The sequence below is a fragment of the Streptomyces sp. NBC_01808 genome (assembly GCF_035917395.1).
Taxonomy (GTDB): domain Bacteria; phylum Actinomycetota; class Actinomycetes; order Streptomycetales; family Streptomycetaceae; genus Streptomyces.
The window spans coordinates 8,109,856-8,127,591 of record NZ_CP109072.1 but is presented as its reverse complement, the minus strand read 5'-3'; the positions used below and the strand labels follow the sequence as shown (position 1 = coordinate 8,127,591).

Below are 17,736 nucleotides of genomic sequence, written 5' to 3'. Positions count from 1 at the left end.
TTGCCCAACCGGGCACCGAACGGGCACGCGTCCTGGCCGGGGCGGGCACGCCCGGCGCGCGCCGAAAGCGGCCGACTGCCGCTCCCCAGCGGCGATACGGCGGTGAAAGCGGGCACAGTCGGTCACGACGTGCGGTGTATGAAGCCTGGCCTGTGGGTTCCGCCGCCTGTAGAAATGCCTTCGGAAGCCCGAACGGGCAGGGCTTCACCACTCCGACAGCACCCCCCACAGCCAAACCGCGAAGGCAGGTGGTCGTCGTGGACGGAGAAGAACGCAGACGGGTCATCCTGGAGACGGCTCGGCGCACCGGCAAGGTGGACGTCGCCAAGCTGGCCGCCGACCTGGGTGTGTCCCGGGAGACCGTGCGGCGTGACCTGACGCTCCTGGAGGACCACGGGCTCGTCCGGCGCACGCACGGCGGCGCGTATCCGGTGGAGAGCGCGGGGTTCGAGACCACGCTCGCGTACCGCACGACCATGCACGTGCCGGAGAAGTCGCGCATCGCCACCGCGGCGGCGGAGCTTCTCGGCGACGCCGAGACGGTCTTCATCGACGAGGGCTTCAACCCCCAGCTCATCGCCGAGGCGCTGCCGCGGCCCCGCCCGCTGACCATCGTCACGGCCTCGCTCGCCACCGCGAGCGCCCTGGCCGGGGACGACCGGGTCACGGTGTTACTGCTCGGCGGGCGGGTGCGCGGCAGCACCCTGGCCACCGTGGACCACTGGACGACCAGGATGCTCGCCGGCTTCGTCATCGACCTGGCGTACGTCGGCGCCAACGGCATCTCCCGCGCCTACGGGCTGACCACCCCGGACCCGGCGGTCAGCGAGGTCAAGGCGCAGGCGATGCGGGTGGCCCGGCGGAAGGTCTTCGCCGGGATCCACACCAAGTTCGGCGCGGTGAGCTTCTGCCGCTTCGCCGAGGTCTCGGAGTTCGACGTGATCATCACCGACACCGGGCTGCCCGCCGCGGAGGCCCACCGCTATTCGCTGCTGGGCCCGCAGGTCATCAGGACCTGACCAAGGACCGGCGCCCGTTCCGCACGTCCGCTCACCACACCCCATACCCGTGTACGCCCCGCCTTCCCGGAACGAGTAACAAGCCGGGTGGCCCGGCTCCATACGCCCCGATTCCCGCCCCCGACCCTCTTTGGGAGCATGCGATGCTCACTCCGACCCGCAGCAAGCGCACCATCCGCACCCTCGTGCCCGTGGCCACCGCCGCGGCCCTGCTCGCCGCGTGCAGCGGCGCGGGGGGCGGCGGCAGCTCCGGGGGCGACGACTCCGTCAACGTCGTCATGGTCAACAATCCGCAGATGGTCGAGCTGCAGAAGCTGACGGCCAAGCACTTCACGAAGAAGACCGGCATCGAGGTGAACTTCACCGTGCTGCCGGAGAACGAGGTCCGCGACAAGATCAGCCAGGACTTCGCCAACCAGGCGGGCCAGTACGACGTGGCCACCATCAGCAACTTCGAGGTGCCCTTCTTCGCTGAGAACGACTGGCTGCTGCCGCTCGACGAATACGCCGCGGACGACGCGAAGTTCGACCAGGAGGACGTCCTCGCGCCGATGCGCGAGTCGCTGACGGCCGAGGACGGCAAGCTGTACGCCGAGCCCTTCTACGGCGAGTCGTCGTTCCTCATGTACCGCAAGGACGTCTTCGCCGAGAACGGCCTGAAGATGCCCGACAAGCCCACCTGGCAGCAGGTCGCCGACCTCGCCGCCGAGGCGGACGGCGCCGAGCCCGGCATGAAGGGCATCTGCCTGCGCGGCCTGCCCGGCTGGGGCGAGGTCATCGCGCCGCTGACGACGGTGGTCAACACCATGGGCGGCACCTGGTTCGACGAGAACTGGGAAGCGCAGCTCACGTCGCCCGAGTTCACCAAGGCGGCGAAGTTCTACGTCGACCTGGTCCGCGAGCACGGCGAGGCCGGCGCGGCCCAGTCCGGGTACGCCGAGTGCCTGAACAACCTCACCCAGGGCAAGACCGCCATGTGGTATGACGCCACCGCGGCCACCGGCTCGCTGGAGGCCGAGGACTCCCCCGTCCGCGGCAAGATCGGCTACGCGCCGGCGCCGGTCGACAAGACCGAGTCCTCCGGCTGGCTCTACACCTGGGCGTGGGGCGTGCAGAAGGCGTCGGAACGGCCCGAGAGCGCCTGGAAGTTCATCTCCTGGGCGTCGAGCAAGGAGTACGAGGAGCTGGTCGGGAAGGAGCTGGGCTGGGCCAACGCACCCGCGGGCAAGCGCGCGTCGACGTACTCCAACCCGGACTACCTGAAGGCCGCCGGCTCCTTCGCCGACATCACCCGCGAGGCGATCGAGGGCGCAGACCCGCGCGACCCGGGCACCCAGCCGCGGCCCGCGCCCGGCATCCAGTTCGTCGGCATCCCCGAGTTCTCCGATCTGGGCACCAAGGTCTCCCAGGAGATCAGCTCGGCCATCGCGGGCAAGCAGTCCGTCGAGGACGCGCTGGAGAACTCCCAGGAACTGGCCGAGGAGGTCGGCGGGGAGTACCGGGACCGATGAGTACCCCGACCGCCGTACGCACCGAGCGCCCGGCGCCGCGCGCGGGCCGGCCGGCACCCCGCCGGCCGGGCCGCGGGGCCCGGGCCTGGGCCACCCGCGCGCCGCTGCTGCCGGCTCTGGTGTTCCTGATCGCCGTCACCCAACTGCCGTTCGTGGCGACGCTGGTGATCTCCCTCTTCGACTGGAACTCGCTGCGCCCCGACGACCGCAGCTTCACCGGGCTCGACAACTACAGCCAGGTGGCGAGCGACGAGAGTCTGCGCGAGTCGGTGGTGACCACGGCGCTGCTGACCGCCGCGGTCGTGCTGGTCAGTGTGGTGCTCGGGCTGCTCATCGCGCTGCTGCTGGACCGCGCGTTCCCCGGCCGCGGGGTGGTGCGCACGCTGCTCATCGCGCCGTTCCTGCTGGTGCCGGTCGCGGCCGCGCTGCTGTGGAAGCACGCGCTCTACAACCCCGAGTACGGCCTCTTCAACGGCGCCCTCACCTGGGTCGCGGAGCTGTTCGGCGACGACTCGCCGCCGCAGCCGGACTGGGTGTCGGACATGCCGCTGATCGCCGTCGAAGCCGCGCTGATCTGGCAGTGGACGCCGTTCATGATGCTGATCCTGCTGGCCGGGCTGCAGAGCCGGCCGACGGAGATGGTCGAGGCCGCCAGGCTCGACGGCGCCACGAGCTTCCAGATCTTCCGCTACCTCACGCTGCCGCATCTGCGCCGCTATCTCGAACTGGGCGTGCTGCTGGGCTCGGTGTACATCGTGCAGAACTTCGACGCGGTGTTCACCATCACCTCGGGCGGGCTCGGCACCGCCAACCTGCCGTACACGATCTACCAGACCTTCTACCAGGCGCACGAGTACGGGCTGGCCTCGGCCGCCGGCGTGCTCGTCGTCATCGGCTCCATCGTCATCGCGACCTTCGCGCTGCGCGTCGTGTCGTCCCTGTTCCGGGAGGAGGCGTCCCGCGCATGACCACGACCGTAGCGACGGCCCGGAAGCCGGCCCGCACCGGCCGCGCCGCGCTGCCGCCCGCCCTGCGCAAGGCGCGGCGCCGCAGCGCCGGGCTCGGGCTGCTCGCCTGGCTCGTCGGCATCGCGTTCTTCCTGCCGGTGGCGTGGATGGTGCTCACCTCGCTGCACGCGGAGACCGACGCCGCCGCCAACCCGCCGGCGGTCGCCGCGTCGCTCACGCTCGACGGCTACCGCACGTTCTTCGGCTCCGGCGGCGGCCCCAGCCCGTGGCCCGCGCTGCTCAACTCGGTGATGGCGAGCGTGTTCTCGACCGTGCTGGTGCTCGCGCTGGCGCTGCCGGCCGCGTACGCGCTGTCCATCCGGCGCGTGAAGCGCTGGACCGACGTGCTGTTCTTCTTCCTCTCCACCAAGATGCTGCCGGTGGTCGCCGGGCTGCTCCCGATCTACCTGTTCGCCAAGAACACCGGGATGCTCGACAACATCTGGCTGCTCGTCCTGCTGTACACGTCGATGAACCTGCCGATCGCGGTGTGGATGCTGCAGTCGTTCCTCGCGGACATCCCCGTCTCGATCGTGGAGGCCGCGCAGATCGACGGGGCGAAGCTCACCACCGTGCTGACCCGGGTGATCGCCCCGGTCGCCGGTCCCGGCATCGCCGCCACCTCGCTGATCTGCTTCATCTTCAGCTGGAACGAGATGCTGTTCGCGCGGGTGCTCACGGGGGTGACGGCGGAGACCGCCCCCGTCTTCCTCACCCGCTTCATCACCAGTCAGGGGCTCTTCCTCGCCCAGGTCTGCGCCGCCTCCGTCGTCATCTCCCTCCCGGTGCTCGCCGCCGGGTTCGCCGCCCAGGACAAGCTGGTCCAGGGCCTGTCCCTAGGAGCCGTCAAATGAGGGCCGCCGTCATCGAAGCCCCCGGCACGGTCACCGTGACCGACGTCCCCGACCCCTCCCCCGGCCCGCGCGAGGTCGTGGTGGACGTGGCGGCGTGCGGGCTGTGCGGAACCGATCTGCACATCCTGCAGGGCGAGTTCGCGCCCACGCTGCCGGTGGTGCCGGGGCACGAGTTCGCGGGCGAGGTCGTCGGCATCGGCCGCGACGTCACCGAGGTCGCCGTCGGCGACCGGGTCGCCGTCGACCCGTCGCTGTACTGCCACGAGTGCCGCAAGTGCCGTACGGGCCACGGCAACCTGTGCGAGCGGTGGGGGGCCATCGGCGTCACCGTCGCCGGCGGGGCGGCGGAGTACGCCGTCGCACCGGTCGCCAACTGCGTCCGGCTGCCCGACCACGTACGCACCCAGGACGCGGCGCTGATCGAGCCGCTGTCGTGCGCGGTGCGCGGCTACGACGTGCTCAACAGCAAGCTCGCCGCCCATGTGCTGATCTACGGCACGGGCACGATGGGGCTGATGATGCTGGAGCTGGCCAAGCGCACCGGCGCCGCGGGGGTGGACGTGGTCGACCTCAACCCCGAGCGGCTGGCCACCGCGCAGAAGGTGGGGTGCAGCCGGGCGGCGGCCACGCCGGAGGAGTTCGGGCAGCCGGAGGGGTGGGACGTCGTCATCGACGCCACCGGCAACGCGGCGGCGATCCAGGACGGCCTGGGCCGGGTCGGGAAGGCCGGCACGTTCCTGCAGTTCGGGGTGGCGGACTACGCGACGACGGCGACCATCGAGCCGTACCGCATCTACAACCAGGAGATCACCATCACCGGCTCGATGGCCGTGCTGCACAGCTACGAGCGCGCGGCGGAGCTGTTCGCCGCGGACGTGCTCGACCCCGAGCTGCTCATCAGCGACCGGCTGCCGCTGGAGCAATACCCGGCCGCCCTAGAGCAGTTCGCCTCGGGGAAAGGCCGGAAGATCGTGGTGGTGCCGTGACCGCCGGGGCCGGTGTGGGCGCCGTGTGAGACGAGTCTCAGGCGGCACTCATATATGCCGATTCAGTACGCTACAGCCGCAGTTGCCCGCTGGCAGACTGAGGAGTTGTCGGCAGACCCCTCCACGCCACGGAAGGACGGCGAGGTCAGGTGGCCATGATGGACTGTCCGGCCTGCGGCAGGTGGCACGACGCGGGCGGCGCGTCCTGGTGCGCCGCCGCCGGCCCGGCCCCGGACGCCCCGGTGGGCGGCGGGCCCGTCCCGCTCCAGGAGCCGGGCCCCGCGGTGCCGGGGCCGGATCCGCGGGATCTGGAGCTGTTCGCCGAGGGGCGCGCGGCGTACCCGGACACCGCCCCGTACGCGCAGGTGCCGCCGGACGACGACACGCTGGAGCACCCCGTCGCCCCCGGCCGTGCCCGGCACGGCCGGGGGCGGCGCCGGCGCCCGCCCCGCGCCCGGCTCGCGGCCCTCGCGGCGGCCGGGGTGGCGGCGATCTCCGGCGGGCTGGTCGCGGCGAACGTGCTCGGCGGTGACGGCAGGCCCGACGCCGACCGCGCCGACGAGCGCCCCGACGCCCCGTTCGGCCCGCTGCCGACGCACTCCGCCGGCACCCCCGACGCCCCCGGCACCCCGCCGGCGACGAGCCCGCCGGCCGCGCGGGCCGACGCGCCGGACCGCGCGCAGCGCTCCCGGCCCTCCACGGCCCCGCCGCCCGCTCCGACGGCGGACCCGGCGACCCCGGGGCCCAGCCCCAGCGGCAGCTCCACGGCGCCCGGCAGCCCGTCGTCGACCGCCTCCTCGCGGGCGACGGTGTCGGCGCCGAGCGCCACCCCGTCGGGCTCGCAGTCCTCCTCCCCTCCCACTCGCCCACCCCGGCGCCCACCGGCAGCGAGGGCGAGGAGGGCGAACAGGAGCGCAGCCGGCCGGACGGGCAGGGCGACCGGCACCCGAACGGGTGAGCCCGGAGCCGCTGCGCGCGGTGCCCGCAGGGGTGTGCGGATGCGCGATCCCCGTGCGGAGGCGAGATTGGAGGCATGGCCGGTGCCCAACCGAGCGCGCCCCGCGACGCGCAGCTCGACGCGCTGCTGCTCGGCGTCCTCTTCGACCGGGCACGCTCCGCGCTGCTGGTCTTCGACTCCGAGCTGCGGCTGCTGCGCGCCAACGCCTCCGCGCGCCTGCTGCCGGGGGTGCCTGAGGAGCCGGCGGAGGAGAACGGGGAGCGTACGGAGCGAAGCGCTCCGGCCGCGCGGGACGTGGGGGCGGTCGCCGACGGCGCCGAACTGCAGCAACTGCTCCGGCATGTGCTCGCGTCCGGCGACCCGGTACGCGGTGTGCGGATGGCCGGCGACGGCGACCGGGTGCTGTCGGTCTCCGCCTTCCCGATGGGGGACGGCGACGGCGCCCCTGTGGCCGCGCTCGCCCACGTCCGCGACATCACCGAGCGGCGCCGGGCCCGGTCCCGGCTGGAGCTGCTGTACGCCGCGGAGGCGCGCATCGGCGCGCTGCTCGACGTCGGCCGGGTGGCGCAGGAGCTGGCCGCGGTCGTCGTGCCCGCGCTGGCGGACGCGGTGATGGTCGACATCGCCGACTCGGTGTGGCGGGGCGAGCAGTCGGCGCCCGCGCAGGGCGTGGAGGTACTGGCGCTGCGGCGGGCGGCGGTGGCGCCGTCGGCGTACCGGGAGGAGGACGGCGTCGGCGCGCAGGTGCGCTACCCGTACGCCTCCCCGCAGTCCAGCGCGCTGACGGATTTGCGGCCGCGGCTCATCCAGCACCCCGCGCACCCCGGGCCCGCGGTCGGCGGCGACGGGGACCGGCGGCACTCCGTACCGGAGCCCGATCCCGCGAGCGGACCCCCGGGCGTGCAGGGCACGCCCGTGACCCTGCCCGACGCCGCGGACGACGCGCACTCGCTCATCCTCGTGCCGCTGACCGCGCGCGGCGCACTCCTCGGCCTGGTCACCCTCTACCGCTCCGAGCGCCCCACGCCCTTCGACGACGCCGACCTGCGGCTGGCCACCGAGGTCGCCGAACTGGCGGCGGTGAGCGTCGACAACGCCCGCCGCCAGACCCGCACCCACACCACCGCCTCCGCCCTCCAGCGCAGTCTGCTGCCCGCGCACCTGCCGGAGAACAGCGCGATCGAGGCGGGCCTGGCGTACGTGCCGGGCACCTTCCCCGGCACCGGCGGCGCGGGCGGCGACTGGTTCGACGTCATCGGGCTCTCCGGCGCCCGCGTGGCGCTGGTGGTGGGCGACGTCATCGGCACCGGGCTGCACGCCGCGGCGACCATGGGCCGGCTGCGCTCGGCGATCGACACCATGGCGGGCCTCGACCTGCCGCCGGACGAGCTGCTGACCCATCTGGACGCGCTGGTGTCCCGGCTGATGCAGGAGCCGCCCGACCCGTTCGCCGACCCGCAGCGCAACCGGCCGACGCCCGCGGCGACCTGCGTCTACGCCGTCCACGACCCCATCGCCATGCGGGTGACCCTGGCGCTCGCCGGGCATCCGCCGCCGGTCGTCGTGCGGCCGGACGGCAGCAGCGAGGTCGTCGAGGCGGCGACCGGCCCGGCGCTGGGCGGCGGCTCCGGCACGTTCGGCTGCGCGGAACTCGAACTGCCCGAGGGCAGTCTGCTCGCGCTCTACACCAACGGCCTGCTGCCCGAGCGGCACGAGGAGGCGCTGGCCCGGCTGCGCCGTACGCTCGCCCGCCCGGGGCGCCCGGTGCAGGACCTGTGCGACGCGGCCGTACGCGATCTGCTGCCCGCCCGGCCGAGTGACGACGCGGTGCTGCTGGCGGCCCGGCTCCGGGCGCTGCCGCCGGACCGCGTGGTCTCCGTCCGGCTGCCGGTGGACCACTCCGCCCTCTCCGATGCCCGCGACCTGGTGCGCCGGCGGCTCACGGACTGGGGGCTGCGGGAGCTGACCCTGCCCACCGAACTCATCGTCAGCGAACTCCTCGCCAACGCGGTCCGGCACGCGCCCGGCCCCATCGGGCTCAAGCTCATCCTGCAGTCGGTGCTGACCTGCGAGGTCTCCGACACCAGCCACGTCTCGCCGCATCTGCGGCACGCGACGAGCAACGACGAGGGCGGGCGCGGGCTGTTCCTCGTCGCCCAGCTGGCGGACCGCTGGGGTGTGCGGTACTCGCCCCGGGGCAAAGTCGTCTGGACTGAGCAGGAGATCCCGGGTAGTTGAGCCCTGCTGTGATGTGGCTCACACCTTCTCGTTTCACGTCACATTCGGCCGCCTGTTCCTGTCCTTTAGGTGGGAGTGCACCAGGGAGGCAGGAGCAACCGCATGTCCGTAACCCAGACGGAAGACTCATCGCAGGGCGCGATGGGCACCCGTCCGCCCACCCGGGCGAAGTCCGGCGAGCGCCTCGCGGACTGGGCCGATGGCCGGCTCGGGATACATGGCGCCGGGCGTAAGTACGCGAGAAAGGTCTTCCCTGACCACTGGTCGTTCCTCCTTGGTGAGATCTGCCTCTACAGCTTCATCGTCATCCTGCTGACGGGCGTCTACCTGACGCTGTTCTTCAACCCCTCGATGACCGAGGTCGTGTACGACGGCTCGTACGCTCCCCTGAACGGCGTGCGGATGTCCGAGGCGTACGCCTCCACGCTGGACATCTCGTTCGACGTGCGCGGCGGTCTGCTGGTGCGTCAGATACACCACTGGGCCGCGCTCATCTTCGTCGTCGGCATGCTCGTCCACATGATGCGGCACTTCTTCACCGGCTCGTTCCGCAAGCCGCGTGAGATCAACTGGGTGTTCGGCTGGACGATGCTGTTCATCGGCCTCTTCGAGGGCCTGCTCGGGTACTCGCTCCCCGACGACCTGCTCTCCGGTACGGGCCTGCGGTTCGTGGAGGGTGCGACGATCTCCACGCCGGTGATCGGAACGTACCTCTCGTTCTTCCTGTTCGGCGGCGAGTTCCCAGGCCACGACATCATCCCGCGCTTCTACGCACTCCATATCCTGGTGCTGCCAGGGCTGATGCTCGCCCTGCTGGTGGCGCACCTGATCCTGGTCTTCTACCACAAGCACACCCAGTGGGGCGGTGCCGGCAAGACCGAGAAGAACGTCGTCGGCGCGCCGTTCATGCCGGTGTACGTGGCCAAGGCGGGCGGGTTCTTCTTCCTGGTCTTCGGCCTCGTCACGATCATCGCGGCCGTGGCGTCGATCAACCCGATCTGGAACGTGGGACCCTACCGGCCGGACCAAGTGTCGACGGGCGCCCAACCGGACTGGTACCTGGGCTTCGCCGAAGGCATGGTGCGCATCATGCCCGGCTGGGAGATCAACGCCTGGGGCCACACACTCTCGCTCGGGGTGTTCATCCCCATCGCCCTCTTCCCGCTCATGCTGGTCGTCATCGGCGCGTACCCGTTCATCGAGGCGTGGGTCACGGGAGACAAGCGGGAGCACCACCTGCTGCAGCGGCCGCGCAACGTGCCCGTGCGGACGGCGCTCGGCACCTCCTGGCTGTCGCTGTACGCCCTGTTCCTCATCGGCGGCGGCAACGACATCTTCGCCACGCACTTCCACGTCTCGGTCAACAACGTCACCTGGGCCCTGCGGATCATGGTGTTCGTGGTGCCCGTGCTCACCTTCATCCTCACCAAGCGCATCTGCCTGGCGCTGCAGCGGCGCGACCGCGACAAGGTGCTGCACGGCCGCGAGACCGGCATGATCAAGCGGCTGCCGCACGGCGAGTACATCGAGGTGCACGAGCCGCTGTCGCAGGCCGAGCTGCACAAGCTCACCTCGCACGAGCAGCCGCAGCCGTACGAACTCGGCCCGGAGACCGACGCCAACGGCGTCCGCCGGCCTCCGGCCGGCATCACCAACCGGGTACGCGCCAAGCTGGCGCACGCCATGTTCGGCCCCCACACGCGCATCCCGAAGCCGACCATCGAGGAATACCGCGCGGTCGCACACGACCACGAGCACGCGGAGCTGCCGGCAGGCAGCGGGTCACGCGAGCTCGAATCCGCGGACGAGAGCCCGGGCGGCCCCTCGTCCGGATGAGGTACGGCCCCCCGACGGCCCTCATCCGGCACTGAGGCAGGCCCCCGACCGGGTGGGGCGCGGACCCCCGACCGCGCCCCACCCGACTTTTTTGGTTAGGCTACCCTAAGTTTCTTCGAGCGAGGGGTGGCGACGGCGTTGGGCATCGAGGTGTACCGCGACTCCTGGGGCATCCCCCACATCCGCGCCGCCGACCATCGCGAACTCGCCTACGCCCAGGGGCACAACGCCGCCTTCGACCGCGGCTGGCAACTGGAGGTCGAACGCCACCGCGCCGCCGGCACCTCCGCGGCGTTCCTGGGCGAGGCGGCCCGCGACTGGGACGTCTTCGCCCGCCGGGTCCGGCTGGACGACACCGCGCGCCGCTGCTTCCGCCGCCTGGCCGAGGAGGACCGCGAGACCGCCGGCTGGGTGTCGTCGTACGTCGACGGGGTCAACGCCGGGCTCGCCGAAGGCGCCGCGCGGGCCCCGGAGTTCGCGGCCACGGGGCTCGCGCCCGGCCGCTGGTCGCCGTGGACGCCGCTGGCCGTGTGGCTGTCCACCCACATCCTCTTCGCCGGCTTCCCCGCCAAGCTGTGGCGCCGGATGGTCGCCGGGTACCTGGGCGCCGGGGCGGTGGAGCTGTTCGCCACCGACGGCCCCGGCACCGCGGGCAGCAACGGCTGGCTGGTGTCCGGGGAGCGCACCGCGGACGGCGGCGCGCTGATCGCCGGGGACCCGCACCGGTTCATCGAGAACCCCGGGGTCTACCAGCAGCTCCATCTGGCCTGCCCGGAGTACGACGTCGTCGGCTTCGCCGTCCCCGGCGTCCCCGGGCTGCCGCACTTCGGCCACACCGGCGGCGTCGCCTGGGCCATCACCAACGCGATGGCCGACTACCAGGACCTCTACCGCGAGCGGCTGCGCCGCCGCGCGGGCCGTATCGAGGCGCTGGGCCCGGACGGCTGGCAGCCGGCCGCGGCGCACACCGAGACCGTCGAGGTCGCGGGCGCGGAGTCCAGCGGCATCGAGGTGGTCGAGACCGGCCGCGGGCCGGTGATCGCCGAGGTGCCGGGGAGCGCGGCGGACGGCGAGTGGGAGGCGCTGAGCCTGCGGTATCCGCCGCGGGTGTACGGGGAGCTGGGCTTCCCGGCGCTGCCCGCGCTGCTCAGGGCCCGCGGCGTCGCCGACGTGGACGCGGCGCTGGACCGCTGGGTCGAGCCGGTCAACGTGGTGCTGGCCGCCGACACCGCGGGCGGGCTGCTGCACCGGGTCGCCGGAACGGTGCCGGTACGCGACGAGGCCAACCTGCGCGGCGCCGTACCGGCGTGGGAGGCGGCGTACGCGTGGCGCGGGCGGCACGGGCCGATGCCGTCGGTGCCGGTGGCCGGCGGGATCGCCGTGATGGCCAACGAGCGTGGCCCGGCCGCCCCGTTCGGCGCCGAGTTCGCCCCGCCGTACCGCGCGGAGCGCATCCGCGAGCTGCTCGCCGGCGGCGCGTCCTGGCGCGCCGGGGACATGGCCGCCGTCCACACCGACACCCTCAACGCCGCGGCCCGGCCGCTGCTTGAACTGCTCGCCGGGCTCGACGGACTCGGCCCCGCCGCCGCGGAGTTGCGCGACCGGCTGCTGCGCTGGGATCTGCGGATGGGGGCGGACAGCACCGACGCGCTGGCGTACGCGCGGCTGCGCTCCGCCGTCGTCCGCGCCCTGGCCGCGCACCCCGCGCTGGTGCCGCTGGCCGACCCGCCCCCGTACCCCGCGCTGCTGCAGCCCTGGCTGGACCTGCACACCCGGATCGGGTACGCCCTGGGCACCCTGCTCACCACCGACCGGCTACCGGAGATCGACCGGCCCGCGCTGGTGCGGGCCGCCGCCGAGGCGACCGCCGCGCAGCTCGCCGCAGTGGCGCCGGGCGCCCCCGCGACCTGGGGCGAGGCGCACCGGCTGGCGCCCTGGCAGGCGCTGCCCGGCGGCACGGGCGGCTCCGGCGAGCCGTGGCCCGGGCTGGCCGGCGACCACGACTGCGTGCTGGCCACCGCCGCCGTCCCCGGCGTCACCGACCTGTGCGCCCGCGGCCCTGCCGCCCGCTACGTCTGGGACGTCGCGCGCCGCGAGGAGAGCCGCTGGGTGGTGCCGTTCGGCGCCTGCGGCGTCCCCGGCGCCCCGCACCACCGCGACCAGCTCGCGCCCTGGCGGCGCGGCGAGCTGATCCCCGTACTCACCGACTGGCAGGCCCTCAAGGAGTCCCATGGCGACCGCTGACCCCGCACCCCGCGACCGGACGCCGCGCCACGAGCAGCAGGCGGGCGGCTTCGGCACGGTGCGCGTCGTGCCGGTCGTCCCGGACGCGGACGCGGCCCTGCTGCACGGCTGGGTCACCGCGGAGCGCGCCCGCTTCTGGGGCATGGCCGGGCTGTCCCGCGCCCAGGTCCGCGACGTCTACGCGCACATGGACACCCTCCCCACCCACCACGCCCACCTGCTGCTGCGTGACGGCGCGCCGGTCGCGCTGGTGCAGACGTACGAACCGGCCGCCGACCGGGTCTCGGAGTGCTACCCCGCCGAGCCCGGCGACCTCGGCCTCCACCTGCTGGTCGGCCCCGCGGACGGCGCGGCGGAGCCCGGTTTCACGGCCGCGCTGATGCGGGTGATCACCGGCTTCGCCGCGGCGGCGGGCGCGCGGCGGCTGGTGGCCGAGCCGGACGCGGGCAACGGGCCCGCGATCGACCGGCTGCGCCGCGAGGGCTTCGCGCTGGGACCGGAGGTCACGCTGCCCGAAGTGGACCTGCCGGAGGTGCACTTGCCGCCGAAGCGCGCCCGGCTGGCGTTCCGCCCGCTGGCCGGGGGCTGACTTCTCCGGTCACCCGACCCGGGCACCGGCCCCGGCGCCGTCGTCGGGCGGCAGGCTGCTGCGGTACGGGGGCATGAAGCGCATCCGCGGCATCTGGTCGGCGAGCACGCCGCCGTCCACGACGATCCTCGCGCCGGTGATGTACGCCCCGGCGTCCGAGGCGAGCAGCAGCAGCGCGCCGACGCACTCCTCGGGCCGGGCGTAGCGGCCGAGCGGGATCCGCTCGCGGTACGCGGCCTCGAACCCCGCGCGCTCCAGCGGGAACTCGCCGTCGATGGGCGTGTCGACCATGCCGGGCGCCAGCGTGTTGGCGGTGATGCCGTGCGGCGCCAGCTCCACCGCCAGCGTCTCGGTGAGCAGTTGGGCGGCGGCCTTGGCGGCGTTGTAGTGGGCCAGCCCCGCCTCGGCGACGAGCGCGTTCTTCGAGGTGACGGTGACGATCCGGCCCGGCACCCGGTCGGCGGCCATGTGCTCGGCGAGCCGCTGGGAGAGGAAGAACACCGCGTCGGCGTTCACCTTCATGACGTGCGACCAGCTCTCCGGGGTGATCTCGTTGAAGCGCTCCAGGGCCGCGGTGCCGGCGTTGTTGACCAGGATGTGCACCGGCCCGGCCGCCGCGCGGATCCGGTCGGCGAGCCCGGCCAGCTCGCCGGTGCGCGCCAGGTCCTGCCCGTACGTCCGCACCCGCCGGCCGTGGGCCCGTACCGCCGCGGCCGTCTCCGCCAGCCCGGGGGCGTCCGGCAGGTCGACGAGCACGAGGTCGGCGCCCGCCTCGGCGAGCCCGGTGGCGAAGGCCCGGCCGAGGCCGCGGGCGGCGCCGGTGACGATGGCGGTGCGCCCGGTGAGGTCGAACCGGCCGGCGACCCGGTCCCCCGCGCCGGGCAGCCGCTCCCCCGCCCCGGTCACGTCAGCCCCAGCAGGTCGAGGGCCGGGCGGTGGATCAGCTTCTCCACCTCGTCCCGGTCCAGCGGCGGCAGCCCGGGGATCCCCGGGATCCGGGCGATCTCGCGCAGCCCGGCGACCGAGGCGTCGACCGTGGTGAAGGGGTAGTCGCTGCCGAAGAGCAGCTTGTGCCAGACGCCGTAGTCCTGCGCGAGGCGCAGGCTGTGCCAGAGCTGGAACGGCCGGTAGTGCAGGGCGCTGACGTCGGCGTAGACGTGCGGGTGCTTGCGGATGACGGCAAGGCACTCGCCCTCGAAGGGATGGCCGAGGTGGGCGAGGACCATGCGCAGCCCGGGGTGGCGGATGGCGACGGCGTCGAGGTGCCGGGGCATCGCGTACTCCAGCGGGGCGGCCGAGACGAACGTCGTGCCGGTGTGCACCAGCAGCGGCAGGCCGTGGCGTTCCGCGTAGCCGAAGAGGTCGTCGTACTCCTCGGCGGCGGGGTCGAAGCCCGCGTACATCGGCATCAGTTTGATGCCGCGCAGCCCCAGCTCCTGGTGGCCGTGGCGCAGTTCTTCCCGCCAGCCGGGCTGGGTGGGGTCGAGGGAGAGGTAGCCGACGAGCCGGTCGGGGTGCGCCGCGGTGTACGCGGCCACCGCGGCGTCGTCGACCCACAGCCCGCTGCGCCGGGCCTTGCCCCCGACGACGATGGTGCGGGTGTCACCGGGGGCGGCGGCCGCGTACTCCTCCCAGCGCACCGTGAGGTCCACCTCGCCCGCGTGGGCGCGGGCGGCCTCGGTGCGGAACGCGTCGTCGAAGTCCGCGCCGGGCCGGAAGAGATGGGAGTGGACGTCGGTGATCACGCCGGTGCGCTCCTGTCCCGCTTCTCCCAGCCGTCCTCGAACATGTTCCAGAAGCGGTGGGTGGGCGGGTGCTCGGCGAAGACCTCGTCGGCCAGCTCGACGCCGAGGCCGGGTGCCGTGGGCAGGCCGATACGGCCGTCGGCGATGGGCAGCGTGCCGCGCAGGGCCTCGAAGACGTAGGGCTCCAGCAGGCCGTCGAAGGTCTCCAGCACCTTGAGGTTGGGGATGCCGAGTGCCGCGTGTACGGAGACGGTGGTGCACAGCGGTGAGTTGGAGTTGTGCGGGGCGACGAGCATGCCGTGCGCGTCGGCGATGGCCGCGATCTTGCGCACTTCGGTGAGGCCGCCGGCCATGGACAGGTCGGGCTGCACGATGTCGACGGCGTGGGTGGCGAAGAGCTGCTTGTACTCGTAGCGGTCGTGGAAGTGCTCGCCGCCGGCGATGGGGAACGACGCCCGCTGCCGCAGCTCGGCGTAGCGCTCGATGTGCGTCCAGGGCAGCGGCTCCTCCAGCCAGCCGATGCCGTACGGCTCCAGCTCGTGCAGCAGCCGCACCGCGGTGGGCATGGCGAAGCGGGCGTGGCCCTCGACGAACAGCTCGACGTCCGGTCCGATCGCCTCCCGGACGGCGGCGACGAGGCCGACGGAGCGGCGCAGTTCGGCGGGGCTCAGCTCGTGCAGCCCGGAGCCGAAGGGGTCGAACTTCAGCGCACCGTAGCCCTTGGCGACGGTCGCGCGGGCCTTGGCGGCGAACACCTCGGGGTCGCGCTCGCCGTCGTACCAGCCGTTGGCGTAGACGGGGACGCTGTCGCGGCAGGCACCGCCGGTGAGGCGGTAGGCGGGCACGCCGAGGGCCTTGCCCATGAGGTCGTAGAGCGCCTGGTCGAGGCCGGACAGGACGATGCCGCCGACGTCGCCGCCGCGCAGGAAGTCGCCCTGGTGCAGCCGCAGCCAGATCTCCTCGACGTCGAAGGGGTCGGCGCCCAGCAGGTGCCGGCGGGACATCGCCTCGGCGAGCGCGCAGACCTCGCGGCCGCGGTACGGGTGGGTGATCTCGCCGACGCCGGACAGGCCCTCGTCGGTGTGCACGCGGACGTAACCGAAGTCACGCCAGGCGGTGCCGAGCATCAGGGTCTCGACGCGGCTGATCCGGCCGGCGGGTCCGGTGGGGCGGGTGGTGTCGACGGTGAGCATCAGCGGCCCGCCTCTTCCGGCCGCCCGGCGGCGGCCGGGGCGGCGCCGCCCATGGTGGAGGCATGCTCCAGGTCGCGGGCGCCGCCGTCGGCGAGCGCGGCGGCGACGGCGGCCTCGGTGGCCTCCAGCAGCCGGTCGACGTCGGCGTCGGCGTGGGCGTAGGAGAGGTGGCTGCGCTTGAGGTTCAGCGGCAGCTCGAAGATCCCGTGCTCCAGCAGCCTGCGGCGGTAGCCGACGAAGAGGGCCGCGTCGTTGGCGAGCAGATCGGCGTACGTCCGCGGGGTGGGGCCCTCGGCGCCGGCGGCACCGCCGTCGTAGCCCGGCATGAAGTACGTGACGAAGACGGAGCCGTAGCCGGTGACGGCGACGGGCACGCCGAGGCGCGCGTAGACGGTGCGCAGCCCGGTGCGTACCCGCTCGCCCAGCCGGAAGACGTGGTCGTGGACCGGCTCCTCGCGCAGCTTGCGCAGCGTGGCGAGCGCGGCGGCGACGACGGAGGGGTGCCCGTTGTACGTGCCGGCGAAGAACGCGGGGGCGCCGGGGCGGGTGGAGAACAGCTCCATGAGGTCGGCCCGGCCGCCGATGGCGCCGGCGGGGGCGCCGTTGGCGATGGCCTTGCCGAGGGTGGTGAGGTCGGGGGTGACGCCGGAGATCTGCTGCCAGCCGCCGAGGCCGTGGCGGACACCGGTGATGACCTCGTCGAAGACGAGCACGCTGCCGGCCCTGGCGGTCTCCTCGCGCAGCGTGGTCAGGAACTCCTGGTGCGGCAGGAGCGCGCCGACGTTGTGCGGTACGGGCTCGACGATGACGGCGGCGATGTCGTCGCCGTGCTCGGCGAAGCAGCGGCGCACGGCGGCGCTGTCGTTGAACGGCAGCACCAGGGTGGCGTCGAGGACCTCGGGCAGGATGCCGGCCGAGATCGGGTCGTGGCCGCCGACGCGGTCGGGCGCGGAGATCACGTTGAGGCTGACCGAGTCGTGCCAGCCGTGGTAGCAGCCCTGGAACTTGACCACCAGCCGGCGTCCGGTGGCGGCCCTGGCGACGCGCAGCGCGTGGAACGTCGCCTCGCTGCCCGTGCTGGTGAGCAGCACCTTCTCCAGCGAGGGCACCAGCGCGCACAGCTCCTCGGCGAGTTCGATCTCGCCCTCGGTGACCCCGACGCCCATGTGGCCGAGCGCGGCGCCGGCCTCGGCGGCGGCGCGGGCCACGTCGGGGTCGTTGTGGCCGAGCAGCGGCGGGCCGAAGGCCGCGTGGTAGTCGGTGAACTCGGCCCCGTCCGCGGTGCGGAAGCGGGCGCCGCCGGTGCCGGCGACGACGAGTCCGGGCAGGCCCGGGATGCTGCGCTGGCCGCTGTTCACCCCGCCGGGCACGACCCGCTGGGCGCGCTCGGCGAGGGCTGCTCCGGCTCCGGCGGTGGTGACGTCCGGGCCTGGGCTCATGGTGCGTGCTCCTTGCGTCGAGTGTCTCGGTTCCACGGGCCCTGCCCGGCCCGTGAACCCTGGCGCCATCCGCCCGGCAGTCGTCGCAGGAAGGTCGTACGAACGGTGAGTCGTGAA

14 protein-coding genes are annotated in these 17,736 nt (G+C 73.5%); 9 read left to right on the top strand and 5 right to left on the bottom strand.

The annotated features are described in order from the left end of the window. Positions 1–257: 257 nt before the first annotated feature. From OG946_RS35575 to OG946_RS35555, 5 genes are all read left to right on the top strand, one after another. On the top strand, positions 258–1,019 hold the full coding sequence (locus OG946_RS35575; RefSeq protein WP_326800050.1) for a DeoR/GlpR family DNA-binding transcription regulator: 762 nt from the start codon (positions 258–260) through the stop codon (positions 1,017–1,019). Between the two features lie 143 nt (positions 1,020–1,162). Next, the gene (locus OG946_RS35570) at positions 1,163–2,530 is read left to right on the top strand and encodes an ABC transporter substrate-binding protein (RefSeq protein ID WP_326800049.1); all 1,368 of its coding nucleotides are present in this window, start codon (positions 1,163–1,165) and stop codon (positions 2,528–2,530) included. Next, positions 2,527–3,498: a carbohydrate ABC transporter permease gene (locus OG946_RS35565; protein WP_326800048.1), complete on the top strand. Its 972-nt coding sequence runs from the start codon at positions 2,527–2,529 to the stop codon at positions 3,496–3,498. The genes OG946_RS35570 and OG946_RS35565 overlap by 4 nt, the downstream gene beginning before the upstream one ends. Beyond that, complete coding sequence (locus OG946_RS35560) at positions 3,495–4,391, top strand: carbohydrate ABC transporter permease (protein ID WP_101419968.1); 897 nt, start codon at positions 3,495–3,497, stop codon at positions 4,389–4,391. The genes OG946_RS35565 and OG946_RS35560 overlap by 4 nt, the downstream gene beginning before the upstream one ends. After that, positions 4,388–5,377: a zinc-dependent alcohol dehydrogenase family protein gene (locus tag OG946_RS35555; RefSeq protein ID WP_326800047.1), complete on the top strand. Its 990-nt coding sequence runs from the start codon at positions 4,388–4,390 to the stop codon at positions 5,375–5,377. Before OG946_RS35560 ends, OG946_RS35555 begins: the two co-directional genes overlap by 4 nt. A 145-nt stretch (positions 5,378–5,522) precedes the next feature. Here OG946_RS35555 and OG946_RS35550 read toward each other — a convergent pair whose 3' ends face one another. Next, a complete protein-coding gene (locus OG946_RS35550; RefSeq protein WP_326800046.1) occupies positions 5,523–6,239 on the bottom strand; it encodes a hypothetical protein in 717 nt (238 codons plus the stop codon). Positions 6,240–6,410: 171 nt separating this feature from the next. Between OG946_RS35550 and OG946_RS35545 the strand changes: the two genes are divergently transcribed. The 4 genes from OG946_RS35545 to OG946_RS35530 all read left to right on the top strand — a co-directional run bounded on the left by OG946_RS35545 (position 6,411) and on the right by OG946_RS35530 (position 13,242). After that, a complete protein-coding gene (locus OG946_RS35545; RefSeq protein ID WP_326800045.1) occupies positions 6,411–8,573 on the top strand; it encodes a SpoIIE family protein phosphatase in 2,163 nt (720 codons plus the stop codon). A gap of 102 nt (positions 8,574–8,675) precedes the next feature. Further along, on the top strand, positions 8,676–10,409 hold the full coding sequence (gene qcrB / locus OG946_RS35540) for a cytochrome bc1 complex cytochrome b subunit (RefSeq protein WP_442814578.1): 1,734 nt from the start codon (positions 8,676–8,678) through the stop codon (positions 10,407–10,409). A 138-nt stretch (positions 10,410–10,547) separates the two neighbouring features. Then, complete coding sequence (locus tag OG946_RS35535) at positions 10,548–12,653, top strand: penicillin acylase family protein (protein ID WP_326800469.1); 2,106 nt, start codon at positions 10,548–10,550, stop codon at positions 12,651–12,653. Beyond that, entirely contained in the window at positions 12,640–13,242 is a 603-nt protein-coding gene (locus OG946_RS35530) for a GNAT family N-acetyltransferase (protein WP_326800044.1), read from the top strand. Before OG946_RS35535 ends, OG946_RS35530 begins: the two co-directional genes overlap by 14 nt. 9 nt (positions 13,243–13,251) lie before the next feature. Here the strand turns inward: OG946_RS35530 and OG946_RS35525 are convergent, their stop codons facing one another. From OG946_RS35525 to OG946_RS35510, 4 genes are read right to left on the bottom strand one after another with little or no spacing between them, the layout of a single operon-like run. Beyond that, a complete protein-coding gene (locus OG946_RS35525) occupies positions 13,252–14,148 on the bottom strand; it encodes an SDR family NAD(P)-dependent oxidoreductase (RefSeq protein WP_326800043.1) in 897 nt (298 codons plus the stop codon). After that, a complete protein-coding gene (locus OG946_RS35520) occupies positions 14,145–14,987 on the bottom strand; it encodes an amidohydrolase family protein (protein ID WP_326800042.1) in 843 nt (280 codons plus the stop codon). The genes OG946_RS35525 and OG946_RS35520 overlap by 4 nt, the downstream gene beginning before the upstream one ends. After that, a complete protein-coding gene (locus tag OG946_RS35515) occupies positions 14,984–16,180 on the bottom strand; it encodes a mandelate racemase/muconate lactonizing enzyme family protein (RefSeq protein ID WP_326800041.1) in 1,197 nt (398 codons plus the stop codon). The genes OG946_RS35520 and OG946_RS35515 overlap by 4 nt, the downstream gene beginning before the upstream one ends. Continuing rightward, positions 16,180–17,619, bottom strand: a complete 1,440-nt coding sequence (locus OG946_RS35510) for an aspartate aminotransferase family protein (protein WP_326800040.1) — start codon at positions 17,617–17,619, stop codon at positions 16,180–16,182. Before OG946_RS35510 ends, OG946_RS35515 begins: the two co-directional genes overlap by 1 nt. Between the last annotated feature and the right edge of the window lie 117 nt (positions 17,620–17,736).

Bases quoted from the DNA above. Each gene is read 5' to 3' on its own strand.
- OG946_RS35530 (WP_326800044.1), top strand. From the start codon at position 12,640: ATGGCGACCGCTGACCCCGCACCCCGCGACCGGACGCCGCGCCACGAG.
- OG946_RS35510 (WP_326800040.1), bottom strand. From the start codon at position 17,619: ATGAGCCCAGGCCCGGACGTCACCACCGCCGGAGCCGGAGCAGCCCTC.
- OG946_RS35545 (WP_326800045.1), top strand. From the start codon at position 6,411: ATGGCCGGTGCCCAACCGAGCGCGCCCCGCGACGCGCAGCTCGACGCG.
- OG946_RS35570 (WP_326800049.1), top strand. From the start codon at position 1,163: ATGCTCACTCCGACCCGCAGCAAGCGCACCATCCGCACCCTCGTGCCC.
- qcrB (WP_442814578.1), top strand. From the start codon at position 8,676: ATGTCCGTAACCCAGACGGAAGACTCATCGCAGGGCGCGATGGGCACC.
- OG946_RS35555 (WP_326800047.1), top strand. From the start codon at position 4,388: ATGAGGGCCGCCGTCATCGAAGCCCCCGGCACGGTCACCGTGACCGAC.
- OG946_RS35560 (WP_101419968.1), top strand. From the start codon at position 3,495: ATGACCACGACCGTAGCGACGGCCCGGAAGCCGGCCCGCACCGGCCGC.
- OG946_RS35565 (WP_326800048.1), top strand. From the start codon at position 2,527: ATGAGTACCCCGACCGCCGTACGCACCGAGCGCCCGGCGCCGCGCGCG.
- OG946_RS35515 (WP_326800041.1), bottom strand. From the start codon at position 16,180: ATGCTCACCGTCGACACCACCCGCCCCACCGGACCCGCCGGCCGGATC.